Below are 15456 nucleotides of genomic sequence, written 5' to 3' on the forward strand. Positions count from 1 at the left end.
ACGGCGTACCGGGCGACGAGTCTTCGCCAAACCGCTCCCTGGGGTAATGGGTCCTGGCGCCCGTGCGCAATTGCGCACTAGGCCAGGACGACGTTGGAGAGGCGGCTCAAAAATCCTTCAGCAACCGCTCGATATAATCGAGCTCGATTTGCGGACGCGAGGTGTCCCCTAAGCGGCGGCGGAGTTCTTCGAGGATGCGGCGGACGCGCTGGGCGTCGATCTCGCCGGGGATCTTGACCGTGTAGTCGTCGCTGAACTCGCGGCCGTGAAGCGGGCGACCGAGCGGATCGGTCTGATTGCCACCGCTCTGCTGGCGGCCGGCCCGGTTGCCCGGACCATCGCCCTGCCCGTCACCATCGCCCTGCTGCATCGCCTCGGCCATCTTCTGCGCACCCTTGCGCATCGCTTCGAGAGCCTTGCCCTGCGAGTCCACGGCACCATCCGCGTTGCCCTCGCCGAGCTTTGAGCCGGCATCGCCCATGGCACCGTCGGCGGTGTCCAGGCTGCCGTCATCATCGCCCTGGTCACCGTCCTGATCGCCATCCTGGCCGGGCTGTCCCTGATCGCCCTGCTGACCTTTCTGCCCCTGTTGCCCTTTCTGGCCCTTTGGTCCCTTCTGCGTGAGGCCGCGCTTGGCGAGCTCGTCCTGCAACTTCTTCAGCCGGTCGCGCAGCGCCTGCTGGTCCTGCTGGAGGTCCGACATCGACTGGTCACCCTGCGGCTTGCCGCGCGAGCGGTCACGCCGGGAATCCTGGCCCTGCTTGTAGGTCTTGTCGCGCAATTGCTGCTGCTTGCGGATCATGTCGCTGAGCTCGTTGAGCGCCTGCTCCATGTCGCTGTCGCCGGATTGCCCGGGCTGCGCCATCTGGAGATTTTCCATGATCTGCGCCAACTGCTCGAGCATGCGCTGCGCCGCCTCGCGATTGCCTTCGCGCGCCGCTTTCTCGATCTGCTTCAGCAGGTCGTCCAGATCCCGCTGCGTGATGACGGAGCGATCGCGATTGGAGGACTGGTTTCTTTCCGTCGCGCGCTTGTACTCCTCGAGCTTCTGAATGGCATCGGATTGGTTGCTCAGGCTGCGCCCGGACTCCTTCTGGCGGAGGTTATCGCCGGCATCCTGCATCGCCTTTTCCGCGCCATCGAGCAGCGCATCGGGATCCTGATCCTGCTGGGCAGCGACGGACGGCAGGCCTCCCAACAGGAAGGCGAGGCAGGCGATCGACATCGCCTTCAAGACTGGCACGCGTGCTAGCTTCCGCATTTCCGGTCCCGCGTAAACTGGTTGGCCCCGTCGTCCCCCGCCTTGGCCCGGTTGCTCGCCGACTTCCGATAGGCCTGAAGCTGCTGGCGCAATGCGTCCTGCTGCTGCGCCAGCTCCTCGAGCTGCTCGGGCGTCGCGTGCTGGGTCTTTTGTCGCAGCTCGACGGCCTTGTCGAGGATGAGCTGGACCTCCGCCGGGAACGGCTGCCGGGGACCCAGCGGATTTTGCTCGGCGCGCCGGGCAAGGTCGCGCACCTTGCCGGCCATGGCCTCGCGGAGCTTTTGCGTCAGCACCCGGATCTCGTCCTCGCTGGCACCGCGCTCCAGCGCCCGCTTGAGCGCGTCCTGCGCCGAGCGCAGCGCGGCGTTGACGCTGCCGGCGACACCGTCGTCCTCGATAGTGACCGCGAACGCCCACATGCTCGCCACCACGTCACGCATCGCGTCGTCGGTGCGGGCCGCCTCGAGCTGGAGCGCCAGGCTGCGCAGACCGAGATAGCAGCCGGCATCCGGGGTAAACAATTCGGGCGCGATCATCAGCGCGTCGAGCGCGGCGTAGACGTCGGAATTCTTGTTGGCGTCGAGCGCGAGGATGCGGCGCTGCTCGATCAGCGCGCGCGAGAGCGGGTTCGTGAACAGCCGCTCGGGCAGGCGCATGTTGAAGGGTTCGCTTCTGGCCTCGTTGCCGGCCTCGTCCTTGGCGGTGAGCCTCAGCGTGACGTCGGCGCCGGCATAGGGGTCCTCGCTGAGGTCCTTCACCGTCTGGCCGACGCCGTTGCGGGTGCGCGCATTCGGCAGCACCAGCGGGAATTGCGGCGGCTGGAACAGCGGCCGTGCGGCAGCCTTGGTATCGCCGTCCTTGCCGCCATCCTTCGCGCCATCCTTGGCATCGGCGGGGCGCAGGCCAAATTGCGCTTCGGCGCCGGTGACGCCGTAATCGTCCTCGATCTTGTAGGAGAGTTGAAGCGCACCGCGCGCCTGGCGCTCCGGATCCTTGGCCAACGCAATCGTCGGCGCGCGGTCCGGCGTTGCCGCAAACGCCCATTGCGGCTGGCCGGCGGGGGCGCGGACATGCGCGGTGCCGTCACCGGTGATGGCGAAATGCTTCTCGTTGGTGCCCTTGGGCGTGGCTTCGGTGGGGGCGACCTCCTTGAGGCCGCCGGAGACGACGACATCCAGGCTGCCGCCGGAGGAGCGCACGATCAGGGTCGAGCCGGCGGGAACGGCGAGCGGGCCGCCGGCGGGCAGCGCCGCGGCCTCCTTGTTGGCGGCCGACAGGATCACCGGCGGCTTGCCGGTGTAGAGCGGCGGCGTGACCCAGGCATCGACGCGAACATTGGTCGGCGCCAGCACGCCGTTCCAGTCGAAGGCCGCGCCGAGCCGCATCGCGCGCTCGTTGCCGGCGGCGAAGAAGGTCGCAACCAGCATCACCATGACCAGCGCTCGCAGCGCCCAGGGATCGTGAAGCGCGAGCCGCGGGCGCGGCAGACCGGCGCGGATGCGCTTGAGCGAGGCCAGCGTACGCTCACGCTGCGCCTGCCACAGCGCCTTCGCGACAGGGTCCTGCGAGGTCAGCGTGTCCGTGAGCGTGGTGGCCGGGCGGTGACGGATGCCGGAGCCGCGGTCGAGCCGGCTCAAACCTTCCTCGCGGCTCGGCCAGCGGAAGCGAACCAGCGGGAACAGGGCGGCAATCGCGACGCCGGCGAAAACAACGAGACCAATGGCGCGGGCAAGGAACGGCAGCGCCAGCCAGAGACCGGCCCAGGACAGCGCCAGGAACAGGCCGACGACGGTCAGAAGCCGCGCCAGATTCGGCCAGGCACGCTCCCACGCGATGGCATATCTGGCCCGATCGAGGGCCTGCGCCAGCTTCAGCCGCGGCAGAGCGTCGCCATCGCGGATCGGGTCTGACGGGTCGGGGGTGACGCCGTTCAATCAGCTCTCCAAGTTGCCCGGGAGAGAAGAGCGTATCACAACGGCAGCACTGAGGCATCCGTTCCTGTACGGGAGACACCCCTTTTCCCGCATAACACGAGGACGTGACTGGCCCGCCGCAACCCCGTAATTTCCGCGCCGCCATCCAGGGACAAGCAAAGGGAAAACGAAGGAAACGCCATGGACAAGAAGATGCACGACAAGGGCCTGGAAGTCCGCAAAGCGGTGCTGGGGGAAGCCTATGTCAACAACGCCCTGAAGAACGTCGACGATTTCAACCGTCCGTTCCAGGAGATGCTCAACGAATATTGCTGGGGAACGGTGTGGGGCCGCGAGGAGCTGCCGCGCAAGACCCGCAGCATGCTCAACATCGCGATGATCGCGATTCTCAACCGCCAGCACGAATTCCGCGCGCATCTGAAGGGCGCTCTCACCAACGGCGTCACCCGCGACGAGATCCGCGAGATCCTGATGCAGGTCGCGATCTATGGCGGCATGCCAGCCGCAGTCGACAGTTTCCGCATCGCGCGCGAGGTGTTCGCGGAGATCGACGGGAAGGCGTGAGGGAGCGCGAGGGTGAGGGACGCAACATGTGTCCCCACCGTCGTCCCGGCCGGGGACCCATAACCACCGCCGGACATGTTTACGGGAACTCGGAGTTACCGGCGCCGCACAATGACTCCTCCCTGGGGGTATGGGTCCCGGCCTTCGCCGGGACGACAGCGGAGGGTGGCGCGCAGCTTCGCTCTCAACAACGAATAATCAAAACAAGGAAACACCATGGACATCGGATTCATCGGCCTCGGAAACATGGGTTTCCCGATGGCGCGGCGGCTGGTCGAGGCGGGCCACAAGCTCGTCGTGTTCGACACGCGCAAGGAGGTCGTCGACAAGCTCATCGCGCGCGGCGCGACGCCAGCGACATCACCGAAGGACGTGGCAGATCAGGTCGAGACCGTGATGGCGAGCCTGCCCTCGCTGCAAGCTTCGTTTGAAGTTGCAACGGGGACGAACGGCGTGATCGAGGGCAAGCGCGTCAAGCGCTTCATCGATCTGTCCACCGTCGGCTCGACGATGGCTTCGAAGATTCACGCCCTGCTCGCCAAGCGCGACATCGTGCAGATCGACTGCCCCGTCTCCGGCGGCGTCGGCGGCGCCGAGAAGGGCACGCTGGCGGTGATGGTGTCGGGGCCGAAGGCGGAGTTCGAGCTGCTGAAGCCCGCGCTCGATGTGATCGGAAAGGTGTTCTTCATCGGCGAGAAGCCGGGGTCTGCCCAGACCATGAAGCTCGCCAACAATTTCCTCTCGGCCACCGCGATCGTGGCGACGTCGGAAGCTGTCGTCATGGGAGTGAAGGCCGGGCTCGATCCCGCCGTGATGATCGACGTCATCAATGCCGGCTCGGGCATGAACACCGCGAGCCGCGACAAGTTTCCGCGCGCAGTGCTGCCGCGCACGTTCGATTTCGGCTTCGCCACGGGGCTGATGGTGAAGGACGTCCGCCTCGCGCTGGAGGAAATGAAGCAGCTCGGCCTGTCGATGGAGGTCGCGGATGCCGTCGGGCGCCTGTGGGAGACCGTGATCAGCGCGGAAGGCGCCGATTCCGATTTCACCGCGGCGATCAAGCCGATCGAGAAGAAGGCGGGGGTAGTGGTTGGTAGGAAGACCGGCGGATTGGCGGGGAAGTAGCCGTCCCAATTTCAGCTCGTCGTCCCGGGGCGCGCGAAGCGCGAGCCCGGGACCCATAACCACAGGGAGACGTTTGGCGAAGACTCGTAGTTACCAGTTCGCACCACAACCACTTCCTGTGGTTATGGGTCCCCGCCTTCGCGGGGACGACAGCAAGCGTGAGGCGCGACCTTACCGCACCTCACGCGCCTCACAGCCACGGCGCCGGCGTATCCATCGCGATCAGCTGCTCGACCTCGATGCGCGGGCGCACCACGGCGTACTGGTCGCCCTTCACCAGCACCTCGGGCACCAGCGGCCGCGTATTATAGGTGCCGGCCTGCACGGCGCCATAGGCTCCGGCGGTCATAATGGCGAGGAGATCGCCCGCCTTCGGCGTCGGCAGCGTGCGGTCGAGCGCGAGATAGTCGCCGGTCTCGCAGACCGGGCCGACGACGTCGGCCACCATCGTCGCCGCATCCCTGGCCGGCTGCGTCACCGGCAGGACGTCGTGATGGGCCTCATACAGCGTCGGGCGGATCAGGTCGTTCATCGCGGCGTCGATGATGACGAAATTCTTGCCGTCGCCGTGCTTCACATAGATCACCTTGGCGACCAGGATGCCGGCATTGCCGACGATCATGCGGCCCGGCTCGAACATCAGCGTGCAGCCGAGATTATGGCTGACGCGCTTGACCATGGCGGCATAGGCATCGGGCGCCGGCGGCGCCTCGCGGTCCATGTAATAGGGAATGCCGAGGCCACCGCCGAAATCGACATGCGAGATGTCGTGGCCGTCGGAGCGCAGTGTCTGCACGAATTCGGAGAGGATGCGGAACGCCGTCTCCATCTTGGACAGGTCGGTGATCTGGCTGCCGATATGCACATCGGTGCCGGTCACCTGGATCCCGGGCAGCTTCGCCGCGCGCGCATAGACCTCGCGGGCATGCGCGATCGGGATGCCGAACTTGTTCTCGGACTTGCCGGTGGAGATCTTGGCATGCGTGCCGGCGTCGACATCGGGATTGACGCGCACGGAAATCCGCGCGGTCTTGCCCATCTCGGTCGCAAGGCGCGACAACAGCTCGAGCTCCGGCTCGGATTCGACGTTGAGACAGAGGATGTCGGCGGCGAGCGCAGCGCGCAGCTCTTCTTCCGTCTTGCCGACGCCGGAGAACAGGATCTTGCGGGCGGGAATGCCCGCGGCCAGCGCGCGCTTCAATTCACCGCCGGAGACCACGTCGGCGCCGGCGCCAAGCTTGGCGAGCGTACGCAGCACCGACTGGTTGGAGTTCGCCTTCATGGCGTAGCAGACCAGCACCTTCTCGCCGGCGAAAGCATCGGCGAAGACGCGGTAATGCCGCTCCAGCGTTGCGGTCGAATAGCAATAGAACGGCGTGCCGACGGTTGCAGCCAGCTCGGACAGGTTCACCGCCTCGGCGTGCAGCACGCCGTTGCGGTAGTCAAAATGGTTCATGGCGTTGGCTCAGTTGCCCCAGCCTATCTGCTGGGTTTGTCGTCCAGAAGCGGGTCGAGAATAAACGGTTTCTTTCTGCCGCGGGACGCCGCAGGGGCGGCGTCGGCCCCGTAGGTGGGATTGAACACGCTCGGCGTCTTCTGGGCTTCGGTCTCGGTGTCGGTCGGCGCAGCACCGTTGGGCGCGGGCACATTGGAGGCGGTCGGCGGCAAATCCAGCGGGCCCTTGCGGCCACAGCCGGCAAGCGCGAGCGCCGTCAGGCTCAAGACAATGATGGCCCACCCCGAGCCGGCCGGGCGAAACTTTGACGTCACGACGAAATCCCCACTACGCGGGCCGCACCATACAGAGATTGGCGCACTCTGGCGAGAGCCGGATGACCATGAAACATAAGCGAAATTTTGCCCTCAGCCCAATTTTCGCTCTTTTTCCAGCCGCTTCAGCCAGGCCTTGGCCTGGGAGGCCACGTTCTTCGGCGCGGTGCCGCCAAAGCTGGTCCGGCTCTTCACCGACGATTCGACCGAGAGCACGCCGAGCACGTCCTTGGTGATCTTGGGCTCGATCGCCTGCATCTCCTTCAGCGGCAGCTCGTGCAGCGCCACGCCGCCCTCGGCGGCCTTGGCCACGATGCGGCCGGTGACGTGGTGGGCCTCGCGGAACGGCATCTTCAACGTCCGCACCAGCCAGTCGGCAAGATCGGTCGCGGTGGCATAGCCCTCGCCGGCAGCAAGCCTCATCTTCGCTTCATCGGGCACGAGGTCGCGGACCATGCCGGTCATGGCGCGGATCGCGAGCGACAGCGCGGCGAAGCCCTCCATCGCGCCCTGCTTGTCCTCCTGCATGTCCTTTTGATAGGCGAGCGGCAGGCCCTTCATCACGATCAGGAGACCGTTGAGCGCGCCGATGACGCGGCCGGTCTTGGCGCGGACGAGCTCGGCGGCATCCGGGTTGCGCTTCTGCGGCATGATCGAGGAGCCGGTGGTGAACTTGTCGCTGAGGCGGATGAGGCCGACCAGCGGCGAGGTCCAGATCACGATCTCCTCGGCAAAGCGCGACATGTGCACGGCGCAGATCGAGGCCGCCGACAACGTCTCCAGCACGAAGTCGCGGTCGGAGACAGCGTCGAGCGAGTTTGCCATCGGCCGGTCGAAGGCAAGCGCCTTTGCGGTCGCGTGACGATCGATCGGGAACGAGGTGCCGGCGAGCGCGGCGGCGCCGAGCGGCGATTCGTTGAGCCGCTTGCGCGCGTCCTGGAAACGGCCGCGGTCGCGCGCGGCCATCTCGACATAGGCGAGCAGGTGATGGCCGAAGGTCACGGGCTGTGCGGTCTGGAGATGCGTGAAGCCGGGCATCACGGTGCCGGCATGCTCCAATGCACGCTCGACCAGCGCCTGCTGAAACGCGGCGAGCGCCGCATCGGTCTCGTCGATGACGTCGCGGACGAACAGACGGAAGTCGGTGGCGACCTGGTCGTTGCGTGAGCGCGCGGTGTGCAGCCGGCCGGCGGCGGGGCCGATCAGCTCGGACAGGCGGCTCTCGACATTCATGTGAATGTCCTCAAGCGCGCGCTTGAACGTGAAGCCGCCCTTGCCGATCTCTGACAAAATCGTGTCTAGACCCTTGCCGATATTTTTCGCATCAGAGGCCGTGATGATGCCCTGCGTGGCCAGCATCGCGGCGTGGGCCTTGGACGCGGCAATGTCCTGGGCAAAGAGGTGACGATCGACGTCGATGGAGACGTTGATCTCTTCCATGATCTCATCGGGACGTTCCGAGAACCGGCCGCCCCACATCTTGTTGCTCATGATCCCCTGCTCACGCCTTGCTTGTCGCTGGCCACGTTTGCTGGCCGCCGCCAGCCGTATTAAGAGGCCCCTGATAGCCATATCTGCGACCGGATGACAAACGATATGCTCGACACGAAGCCCTCCGCCACGCGCCGGATCCCCCTCGTCATCGCCACCGTGGCGGTCGGCGGGCTGGCCGGCTTCGCTGCGCTGTACGGGCTGGGCCTGAGCCGGGCGCCTACCGGCGATCCGGCCTGCCGGGCGGCAGTGGCTACGGCGCAGAAAATCGCCCCGCTCGCCCATGGCGAGGTGGCGGCGCTGACCATGGCGAGCGCACCCTTGAAGCTGCCCGACCTCGCTTTCGAGGACGCCGACGGCAAGCCGAAAAAGCTGTCCGATTTCCGCGGCAAGACCCTGCTGGTGAACCTCTGGGCCACCTGGTGCGTGCCGTGTCGGAAGGAAATGCCTGCACTGGACGAGCTCCAGGGCAAGCTTTCGGGCCCGAATTTCGAGGTGGTGGCGATCAATATCGATACCCGCGACCCCGAGAAGCCCAAGACCTTCCTGAAAGAGGCCAATCTGACCCGGCTCGGCTATTTCAACGATCAGAAAGCCAAGGTTTTCCAGGATCTTAAGGCCATAGGCCGGGCCCTGGGCATGCCGACCTCGGTGCTGGTCGACCCGCAGGGTTGCGAGATCGCGACGATCGCGGGGCCGGCGGAATGGGCGAGCGAGGACGCGCTCAAGCTGATCCGGGCTGCGACGGGCAAGGCCGCCGCGTCGCTTTAAGCGGTGACGTTCAGATTATTGCCGACACCCGCGCCGACATTGGCGAGCGAGGGCTGGCCGGCGCCCATCAGCGTCAGGACGGTGGATTTCTCCATATCCATGTTCTGCTTGGTCAGCGTCGCCGCGATATTCGACTGCAACGCGCCTTGCTGAGCGGCCAGCATGGTGCTGACCATTGCCATCATGTCCATTACGCGAACCCTCGTACCGGGCGCAGCCTAGGCGCGAGCGGTTAACGCGACATGAATTGTCACGGAGCGCCGTCGTGCGGGCGCTGCCCGTGTCCCGGACGTGCGCGGCATGCAATGACGCGACGCAGAGCCGGGATCCATCCTTCAGCGTGCACGCGGCTTGTGGGCCCCGGCTCGGCAGCGCTCCGCGCTGCGTCCGGGGCACGAGACCGGCTTACCTTGTCGGAACCGGCTTGGCGCCGCGGTAGTCGTAGAAGCCGCGCTGGGTCTTGCGGCCGAGCCAGCCGGCCTCGACGTATTTCACCAAGAGCGGGCACGGACGGTACTTGGAGTCGGCGAGGCCCTCGTGCAGCACCTGCATGATCGACAGGCAGGTATCGAGGCCGATGAAATCGGCAAGCTCGAGCGGCCCCATCGGATGGTGCGCGCCGAGCTTCATCGCCGCGTCGATCGCCTCGACGTTGCCGACGCCTTCGTACAGCGTGTAGATCGCCTCGTTGATCATCGGCAGCAGGATGCGGTTGACGATGAAGGCCGGGAAATCCTCGGAGACCGCGACCTGCTTGCCGAGCTTGGCGACGAATTCCTTGGACGCCTCGAAGGTCGCATCGTCGGTGGCGATGCCGCGGATCAGCTCCACCAGCTCCATCAGCGGCACCGGATTCATGAAGTGAATGCCGATGAAGCGCTCGGGCCGGTCGGTGGCGGCGGCAAGGCGCGTGATCGAGATCGAGGACGTATCCGAGGCGACGATCGCCTCGGGCTTCAACACGGCGCAGAGCTCGTGGAAGATCTTGCGCTTGACCTCCTCCTTCTCGACCGCGGTCTCGATCACGAGATCGCAGTCGGCGAGGTCGTCGAGCTTCTCGGCGGCCACGATGCGCGACAGCGCCTTGGTCTTGGCCTCCTCGGTGACGACCTTCTTGGAGACCTGGCGGGCCAGATTGCCGTTGATGGTGGCCATGCCCGACTTGAGGCGATCGGCCGAAACGTCGTTGAGCACCACGTCGAAGCCAGCCAGCGCGGCAACATGCGCGATGCCATTGCCCATCTGACCCGCGCCGATCACGCCGACCTTCTTGATCACTGCCGCCATAATGTCATCCACCGGAACGGCGCGCATATCGCGCCTGTCTATCCCCCAAGCCGGGAGGTCTGATTTGATCAGAACCGTGATTTAATCAGAACCTGGGCTCGAAACCTAGATTGGATCGCTCCCCCGGCGTGCCCCACGCCAAAGAAAACGCCTCATAAATGCAACACCGGCCGGAGTTTATACCTCCGGCCGGTGTTTTGAACGTCTTTTACTTGCCGAGTTTGCCGAGTTCGGCGGTCAGCTCCGGAACCGCCTGGTAGAGGTCGGCGACCAGGCCGTAATCGGCGACCTGGAAGATCGGCGCGTCCTCGTCCTTGTTGATCGCGACGATCACCTTGGAGTCCTTCATGCCGGCCAGATGCTGGATCGCGCCGGAAATGCCCACCGCGACATAGAGCTCGGGGGCGACGACCTTACCGGTCTGGCCGACCTGCCAGTCGTTCGGCGCATAGCCGGCGTCCACCGCCGCGCGCGAGGCACCGACGCCGGCGCCGAGCTTGTCGGCGAGGGGCTCGATGTATTTGGCGAAATTCTCGCGGCTCTGCATGGCGCGGCCACCGGAGACGATGATCTTCGCCGAGGTCAGCTCGGGACGGTCGCTCTTGGCGACCTCCTCGCCGACGAAGGACGACAGGCCCGGATCGGCCGCAGCCTGAACGCTCTCGACCGGCGCGCTGCCGCCTTCGCCCGCCGCGGCGAAGGTGGAGGTCCGGACCGTGATGACCTTCTTGGCGTCCTTCGACTTCACCGTCTGGATGGCGTTGCCGGCATAGATCGGACGCTCGTAGGTGTCGGGGGCGACAACCTTGATGATCTCGGAGACCTGCATGACGTCGAGCAGGGCTGCGACGCGCGGCATCACGTTCTTGAAGCGCGAGGTCGCGGGCGCGACGATCGCATCATAGGACGGGGCCAGCGAGACGATCAGCGCGGCCAGCGGCTCGGCAAGATCGTGCGCGTAAAGCGCGCCATCGGCGAGCAGCACCTTCTTCACGCCTGCGAGCTTGGCGGCGGCGTCCGCCGCGGCCTTCGCACCCTCGCCGGCCACCAGCACCTCGACGTCCGCACCGAGCGCGGCGGCCGCGGTCAGGGCCTTGTTGGTCGCATCCTTCAACGACGCGTTGTCGTGTTCGGCAATCAGAAGCGTCGTCATCAGAGCACCCCGGCTTCGTTCTTGAGTTTCGACACCAGCTCGGCGACGTCCTTGACCTTGACGCCCGCCTTGCGGCCCGCCGGCTCGGTCGTCTTGAGAACCTCGAGGCGCGCGGTGACGTCGACGCCGTAATCGGCGACGGTCTTCTCCGCGATCGGCTTCTTCTTGGCCTTCATGATGTTGGGCAGCGAGGCGTAGCGCGGCTCGTTGAGACGCAGGTCGGTGGTGACGATCGCCGGTCCCTTGAGCTTCACGGTCTGGAGACCGCCGTCGACTTCGCGGGTGACCTTGAAGTCGCTTCCTTCGACCTCGAGCTTCGAGGCGAAGGTCGCCTGCGACCAGCCGAGCAGCGCGGCCAGCATCTGGCCGGTCTGATTGCTGTCGTCGTCGATCGCCTGCTTGCCGAGGATGATCAGGCCCGGCTGCTCTTCCTCGGCGATCTTCTTCAGGATCTTGGCGACGGCGAGCGGCTCGACGGCGCCCTCGGCCTTCACCAGGATGCCGCGATCGGCGCCCATCGCAAGACCGGTGCGGATCGTCTCCGACGCCTGCGCAGGTCCAATGGAAACCACCACGACCTCGGTGGCCTTGCCACCTTCCTTCAGGCGCAGCGCTTCCTCGACCGCGATTTCATCGAACGGGTTCATCGACATCTTGACGTTGGCGAGTTCAACGCCCGATCCATCGCCCTTGACGCGGACCTTGACGTTGTAATCGACCACCCGCTTTACCGGCACTAAGACCTTCATCGATCCTCTTTCACTCAATTTGGGAAGGGGGTTATCAACTGGCGCGGAACCTAAAGGCCTGACCCGGCCCGGTCAACGCGCGAAGAGGCCAAATTTTAGACCTTGGAAATGGGCCATTCTAATGGGTCAGCGATTCTGGCCCGGAACCCAGAGCACGTCGCCGGCGCCGTTTTGGTTGGCTGCGCGGCTGGCCACGAACAGGAAGTCCGAAAGGCGATTCATATATTGGATGCCAGCGGCGCCGACCGGCTCGCCCGGCTGGGCCGCCAGTTCCACCATCACGCGTTCCGCCCTGCGGCATATCGTGCGTGCGACATGGAGGTAGGCGGCGGTGGGCGTGCCGCCGGGCAGCACGAAGGAGGTGAGCGGCGCGAGCTTGTCGTTGAGCGCGTCGATGTCGTGCTCGAGCCGCTCGACCTGGCTTGCCACCACCCGCAGCCGTTCCGCCTTTTTAGTTTCCTTGCCTTCCCGCTCCGGCACCGCGAGGTCGGCGCCGAGATCAAACAGATCGTTCTGGATACGGCCGAGCATCGCATCGAGCTCGGGCGTATCATGGGTATGGAGACGCACGACGCCGATCGCGGCATTGGTCTCGTCCACGGTGCCATAGGCTTCGATGCGCAGATCGTATTTCGGACGGCGTTCGCCCGAGCCGAGCGCTGTCGTGCCGTCGTCACCAGTCTTCGTATAGATGCGATTTAGCACAACCATGTTCAGCGCCCCATCGCCCATACCGCGATCATGGCAATGACGATCGCCACGAACTGAAGCAGCACGCGCCAGCGCATCAGCTTCTGCGAGGTGTTGGGCGAGCCGCCCCGCATCATGTTGACGAGACCGAGCAGCAGCACCAACGCCACTGCGCCGGCCGCCACCGGCAGGATGAAAGTACTCAGGATAGATGCCATCGGGGGTAGATAACACCGTGCGCGCCGGTCCGCCATCTCCCCACCCGTCATTCCGGGGCGCGCCAACGGGTCCGCAACGCGGCCCGATGGCGCGAGCCCGGAATCCATCAAGCAGCGTCACGCGCGGTGAAATGGATTCCGGGCTCGATGCACCGGGTCGCGCTTTGCGCGGTCCCGTCACATCGCCCCGGAATGACGACCGGGTTGGTTGGCGATCTGGCTTTTAGGCCAATAATATCAGAAGCTGGCTGCATGATTTCCGATTTGCGTCCATCGCAAGCCTTCTCCGTCTCTCCCCGCAAGGGGGAAAAGGGAGCAGTACAGGGCCAGCCGTGAAAGCCATCCGCTACATCTACGTCGTCGTGATGGATGCGTTCTACACGTTCCTGGCCGACGACGGCTGGGCGATCGCGAGCCACATCGCGCTGTCGACGCTGATGGCGCTGTTCCCGTTCCTGATCGTGCTGACCTCGCTCGCCGGCTTCTTCGGTTCCAAGGAGCTCGCCGACCAGGCCGCCAGCCTGATGCTCGAGGTCTGGCCCAAGCAGGTCGCCGACAGCCTTTCCGGCGAGATCCACGACGTGCTGACCACGACCCGCACCGGCGTGCTGACCATCGGCGCGGCGCTGTCAGTCTATTTCGCCTCGAACGGCGTCGAGGCGCTCCGCGTCGCGCTCAACCGCGCCTATGCGGTGGTGGAGATGCGGCGCTGGTACTGGCTGCGGCTGGAATCGATCGGCTATACGCTGGTTGCGGCCTTCACCGCGCTTGCCATGGCGTTCCTGATCGTACTCGGCCCGCTCATCATCGAGGCGACGCGGCGCCACATCCCGCTGTTCGTCGAGTCCAACGAGAGCATCCTCACCTGGCTGCGCTACGGCATCACCATCGGCGCGCTGGTGGTGGCGCTGATCATCCTGCATGCGTGGGTGCCGGCGGGGCGGCGCAGCTTCCTGCAGATCCTGCCCGGCATCGTCTTCACCATGGTGGCGTCGCTGATCTCGGGCATCGTGTTCGGGCAATATCTGGCGCGCTTCGCCAACAATTACGTGACGATGTATGCGGGACTGGCCTCGGTGATCATCGCGCTGGTGTTTCTGTATTTCATCGCCGCGATCTTCGTCTACGGCGGCGAGCTCAACGCCGCGATCATCAAGTCGCGACTTCCTCACGGCGTGTCGCTACAAGCAGCGCAGTCGCTAAAGCACGCGGAGACACGGGCTTGACCAGGAAGGCGTCGGCGCCCGCCTCGCGCGAGGCCGCCTCGTCCTCGCCGCGCCCGGAGACGCCGATGATGGGGATTCGAGCGAGCGGCGCCGGCATGGTGCGGATCCGCCGGATGGCCTCGACGCCATCGATGCCCGGCAGCACCATGTCCATCAGCACCGCGTCGAAGGCCCCCTGCGCGAGCCGGTTCACCGCATCCTCGCCGCGTCCGATGAACTCGGCATGATGGCCGAGCTCGGTCAAAATGGTGTTGAGCACGACGCGGCCGAACGGATTGTCCTCGACACTGAGCACGCGCAGCGCGGCCGCCGCGTCGGCCTCGGCCTCGCCCTTCGCCTTGCGGGACCTGGCCGGTCCCGCCGCGTCCAGCGACACCGTCAATGTGAAGGTGGCGCCGCCGCCGCGGCGCGGTGCGACCGAGATGTCGCCGCCCATCGCGCGCGCCAGCTGCTTCACCGAAGATAGTCCCAAACCCGCGCCGCCGAAGCGCGAGGCGATGGTGACATTGGCCTGGGTGAAGGGGCGGAACAGCCGCTTGATCTCGGCCATGGTCAGGCCGATGCCGCTGTCGGACACCGCGAAGGCGACGCCAACCCTGCCCTTCGTCTTGCCGTTTTTCTTGCCCTTGGCCGGACGCCAGGGCGCGACCACGAGCGCCACGCCACCCTGGTCGGTGAACTTCACGGCATTGTCGATGAGGTTCTCGAGTGCGGCGCGCAGGCGGACGGGATCGCCGACCACCAGCCCCGGCAGCTTTTCGGAGAGCTCGACCTGGGCCTGGAGGCCCTTGGCCGCGGCGCGCCCGGCCAGCGAATCGCCGGCGCTGCGGGCCAGCGCCCGCAGGTCGAACAGGTCCTGCCGCAGCGTGCTGCCGCCCTTTCCAGCCCCCTTGCCGGTCCGGGCAGCGTCCACGAACAGGGTGGCGAGGCTCGCCAGATGCTCGGCGCCGGCCTTGATGGTGTCAGCCCAGCGCCGCTCCCGCTCCCCGAGATCCGAGGTCGCGAGCAGGTCGCTGATCGCGAGAATGCCGGTCAGGGGGGTGCGGACTTCATGGGCAAAGGCGGCAAGCGCCGCCTGGACCACGTCCGGCGTGACCGCCTTGGTGCTGCGCTTGCGCACCTTTCCGGCCGCCCCGGACCGCTTCCGAGGCAGTCGCCTGGACGTCCGCGTGGTGCGCGCTGCCCGCGTTTTCGCCGCCATAATTCCCCTTCGAAGT

Annotated in this window: 16 protein-coding genes; 4 read left to right on the plus strand and 12 right to left on the minus strand. The window is 65.9% G+C overall.

The window, feature by feature from the left end:
• Nucleotides 1-106: 106 nt before the first annotated feature.
• Both E4K65_RS24950 and E4K65_RS24955 read right to left on the minus strand, forming a co-directional pair.
• Nucleotides 107-1261 carry a DUF4175 family protein gene (locus E4K65_RS24950; RefSeq protein ID WP_135176388.1) on the minus strand — a complete coding sequence of 385 codons (1155 nt, stop codon included), beginning with the start codon at nucleotides 1259-1261 and terminating at the stop codon, nucleotides 107-109.
• Nucleotides 1249-3195, minus strand: a complete 1947-nt coding sequence (locus tag E4K65_RS24955; protein WP_135176389.1) for a TIGR02302 family protein — start codon at nucleotides 3193-3195, stop codon at nucleotides 1249-1251. The genes E4K65_RS24950 and E4K65_RS24955 overlap by 13 nt, the downstream gene beginning before the upstream one ends.
• A gap of 180 nt (nucleotides 3196-3375) precedes the next feature.
• Here E4K65_RS24955 and E4K65_RS24960 point away from each other — a divergent pair, with 180 nt between their 5' ends.
• Both E4K65_RS24960 and E4K65_RS24965 read left to right on the plus strand, forming a co-directional pair.
• The gene (locus E4K65_RS24960; RefSeq protein ID WP_008567285.1) at nucleotides 3376-3759 is read left to right on the plus strand and encodes a carboxymuconolactone decarboxylase family protein; all 384 of its coding nucleotides are present in this window, start codon (nucleotides 3376-3378) and stop codon (nucleotides 3757-3759) included.
• Nucleotides 3760-3975: 216 nt separating this feature from the next.
• Nucleotides 3976-4884 (plus strand): NAD(P)-dependent oxidoreductase, encoded by a 909-nt coding sequence (locus E4K65_RS24965; protein ID WP_135176390.1) that lies wholly within the window; start codon nucleotides 3976-3978, stop codon nucleotides 4882-4884.
• A 190-nt stretch (nucleotides 4885-5074) separates the two neighbouring features.
• On the opposite strand, the gene lysA is transcribed toward E4K65_RS24965, so the two are convergent.
• The 3 genes from lysA to argH form a co-directional block, all read right to left on the minus strand.
• Nucleotides 5075-6340, minus strand: a complete 1266-nt coding sequence (lysA, locus tag E4K65_RS24970; RefSeq protein ID WP_135176391.1) for a diaminopimelate decarboxylase — start codon at nucleotides 6338-6340, stop codon at nucleotides 5075-5077.
• Between the two features lie 23 nt (nucleotides 6341-6363).
• Nucleotides 6364-6654 (minus strand): LPS translocon maturation chaperone LptM, encoded by a 291-nt coding sequence (gene lptM / locus E4K65_RS24975; protein WP_027544312.1) that lies wholly within the window; start codon nucleotides 6652-6654, stop codon nucleotides 6364-6366.
• Nucleotides 6655-6747: 93 nt separating this feature from the next.
• Nucleotides 6748-8145: an argininosuccinate lyase gene (gene argH, locus E4K65_RS24980; protein WP_135176392.1), complete on the minus strand. Its 1398-nt coding sequence runs from the start codon at nucleotides 8143-8145 to the stop codon at nucleotides 6748-6750.
• 105 nt (nucleotides 8146-8250) lie between these two features.
• On the opposite strand from argH, the gene tlpA reads away from it, so the two are divergent.
• A complete protein-coding gene (gene tlpA, locus E4K65_RS24985) occupies nucleotides 8251-8916 on the plus strand; it encodes a thiol:disulfide interchange protein TlpA (protein ID WP_027544314.1) in 666 nt (221 codons plus the stop codon).
• Here the strand turns inward: tlpA and E4K65_RS24990 are convergent.
• The 6 genes from E4K65_RS24990 to E4K65_RS25015 form a co-directional block, all read right to left on the minus strand.
• Nucleotides 8913-9107 (minus strand): hypothetical protein, encoded by a 195-nt coding sequence (locus E4K65_RS24990; RefSeq protein WP_027544315.1) that lies wholly within the window; start codon nucleotides 9105-9107, stop codon nucleotides 8913-8915. The two genes, tlpA and E4K65_RS24990, sit on opposite strands and share 4 nt — an antisense overlap.
• Before the next feature lie 214 nt (nucleotides 9108-9321).
• The gene (locus E4K65_RS24995; protein ID WP_011084197.1) at nucleotides 9322-10203 is read right to left on the minus strand and encodes a 3-hydroxybutyryl-CoA dehydrogenase; all 882 of its coding nucleotides are present in this window, start codon (nucleotides 10201-10203) and stop codon (nucleotides 9322-9324) included.
• A 208-nt stretch (nucleotides 10204-10411) separates the two neighbouring features.
• Nucleotides 10412-11356, minus strand: a complete 945-nt coding sequence (locus tag E4K65_RS25000; protein WP_011084196.1) for an electron transfer flavoprotein subunit alpha/FixB family protein — start codon at nucleotides 11354-11356, stop codon at nucleotides 10412-10414.
• Nucleotides 11356-12105, minus strand: coding sequence for an electron transfer flavoprotein subunit beta/FixA family protein (locus tag E4K65_RS25005; protein ID WP_027544317.1), 750 nt, complete (start codon nucleotides 12103-12105; stop codon nucleotides 11356-11358). Before E4K65_RS25005 ends, E4K65_RS25000 begins: the two co-directional genes overlap by 1 nt.
• A 126-nt stretch (nucleotides 12106-12231) precedes the next feature.
• On the minus strand, nucleotides 12232-12816 hold the full coding sequence (locus E4K65_RS25010) for a cob(I)yrinic acid a,c-diamide adenosyltransferase (RefSeq protein ID WP_135176455.1): 585 nt from the start codon (nucleotides 12814-12816) through the stop codon (nucleotides 12232-12234).
• Nucleotides 12817-12818: 2 nt separating this feature from the next.
• A complete protein-coding gene (locus E4K65_RS25015) occupies nucleotides 12819-13013 on the minus strand; it encodes a twin transmembrane helix small protein (RefSeq protein ID WP_008135291.1) in 195 nt (64 codons plus the stop codon).
• Between the two features lie 332 nt (nucleotides 13014-13345).
• Between E4K65_RS25015 and E4K65_RS25020 the strand changes: the two genes are divergently transcribed.
• Nucleotides 13346-14239, plus strand: coding sequence for a YihY/virulence factor BrkB family protein (locus E4K65_RS25020; protein ID WP_011084192.1), 894 nt, complete (start codon nucleotides 13346-13348; stop codon nucleotides 14237-14239).
• Here the strand turns inward: E4K65_RS25020 and E4K65_RS25025 are convergent.
• Nucleotides 14166-15440 carry an ATP-binding protein gene (locus tag E4K65_RS25025; protein ID WP_135176393.1) on the minus strand — a complete coding sequence of 425 codons (1275 nt, stop codon included), beginning with the start codon at nucleotides 15438-15440 and terminating at the stop codon, nucleotides 14166-14168. The two genes, E4K65_RS25020 and E4K65_RS25025, sit on opposite strands and share 74 nt — an antisense overlap.
• Nucleotides 15441-15456: the final 16 nt, after the last annotated feature.

This window comes from Bradyrhizobium niftali (genome assembly GCF_004571025.1).
GTDB lineage: Bacteria > Pseudomonadota > Alphaproteobacteria > Rhizobiales > Xanthobacteraceae > Bradyrhizobium > Bradyrhizobium niftali.